Source organism: Caballeronia catudaia (assembly GCF_001544755.2).
Classification (GTDB): Bacteria; Pseudomonadota; Gammaproteobacteria; order Burkholderiales; family Burkholderiaceae; genus Caballeronia; species Caballeronia catudaia.
Genome location: NZ_FCOF02000130.1, coordinates 1 through 1488, shown reverse-complemented (window position 1 = coordinate 1488; position 1488 = coordinate 1). Strand labels below are relative to the sequence as shown.

Annotated in this window: 2 protein-coding genes; both read right to left on the bottom strand. The window is 59.9% G+C overall.

What is annotated here, in order from left to right; translation table 11 throughout:
- The coding region (locus AWB75_RS36410) for a ChbG/HpnK family deacetylase (protein ID WP_143746706.1) at nt 1-188 on the bottom strand (188 nt) is incomplete at its 3' end.
- A 4-nt stretch (nt 189-192) separates the two neighbouring features.
- Nucleotides 193-1488, bottom strand: a 1296-nt coding sequence (gene hpnJ / locus AWB75_RS36405; RefSeq protein WP_061128739.1) for a hopanoid biosynthesis associated radical SAM protein HpnJ, incomplete at its 5' end; no start/stop codon positions are given.

Below are 1488 nucleotides of genomic sequence, written 5' to 3'. Positions count from 1 at the left end.
AGCACGATATGCAGCCCGACGCGCAAGTCCGGCAAGTCGTGCGCGATCTTCACGGCGTCGTGGGCGGCGTTCGCACCGACCATCAGGCTCGCGCACGTGAGCACGCCGTCGCGATGCGCGCGCGCGACTGCGGCATTCACCCGCTCGTGCAGGCCGAAGTCATCGGCGGTGACGATCAGACCGCGCACCGCATCACGCCTCGCGCGCGCGCAGGAAGCGGAAGAATTCGACCCCTTCGCGCAGACGCCGCGTCATCATCTCCCAGCTCGTGAGCATTTCCCGCACGATCTCCCATATCTTCGACGGACGGAAATAGAAGCGCTTATAGAAGCGCTCCAGCCCGTGATAAATCTCTTCGCGCGACAGATGCGAATAGCCGATCGCGGCCAGTTGAACGCCTTCCTTGCTGACCAGATTGATCGTTTTGTTTTCTTCGAGCCAGCCGTTTTCGACGGCCTGGTTATAGAGCGTCGTGCCGGGATAAGGCGCGGCGAGCGACACCTGAATCGTATGCGGATTGATTTCCTTCGCGTACTGAATCGTCTTCTCGATGGTCTCTTTCGTCTCGCCCGGCAAGCCGAGTATGAACGTGCCGTGCACCTTGATGTTCAGCTTGCGGCAATCGTCAGCGAAGCGTCGCGCGATATCTGTGCGCAGGCCCTTCTTGATGTTCAGAAGGATTTGATCATCGCCGGATTCATAGCCGACCAGCAAGAGCCGCAGGCCGTTCTCCTTCATGATCTTGAGCGTCGAATACGGCACGTTGGCCTTCGCGTTGCATGACCATGTGACGCCGAGCTTGCCGAGCCCGCGCGCGATTTCCTCGACGCGCGGTTTGAAGTCGGTGAAGGTGTCGTCGTCGAACATGATCTCTTTTACTTCGGGCATGTTGTCGCGAATCCATTTCACTTCTTCGAGCACGTTCTCGACCGAGCGCACGCGATAACGATGTCCGCCCACCGTCTGCGGCCACAGGCAGAACGTGCAGCGCGAACGGCATCCGCGTCCCGTGTAGATCGACACGTACGGATAATTCAGATAGCCGATGAAGTAGTTCTTCACGTTCAGGTCGCGCTTGTAGACCGGCGCGACGAACGGCAGTTCGTCCATGTTTTCGAGGATCGGACGCGCTTCGTTGTGCTCGATCGAGCCATCGGGCAAGCGATAGCACAAACCGCGAATGGAGGCGAGCGCGCGGCCCTCGGCAATCTCCTTGCACGTGTAATCGAATTCCTCGCGGCACACGAAGTCGATGGCATCGCTCGCGATGAGCGAGTTATGCGGATCGACCGCGACCTTCGCGCCGACCATGCCGATCAGGATCGACGGCGCGCGCTTTTTCAGATGTTCGGCGAAGAGCGCATCGGAGGGAAACGAAGGCGTGCTCGTATGGATGATCACGAGCTCGTATTGCGCGGCGATATCGAGCGTCGCTTCGACGGACAGGCCATCGGCGGGGGCGTCGAGCACGCGGCTATCGGGAATCAA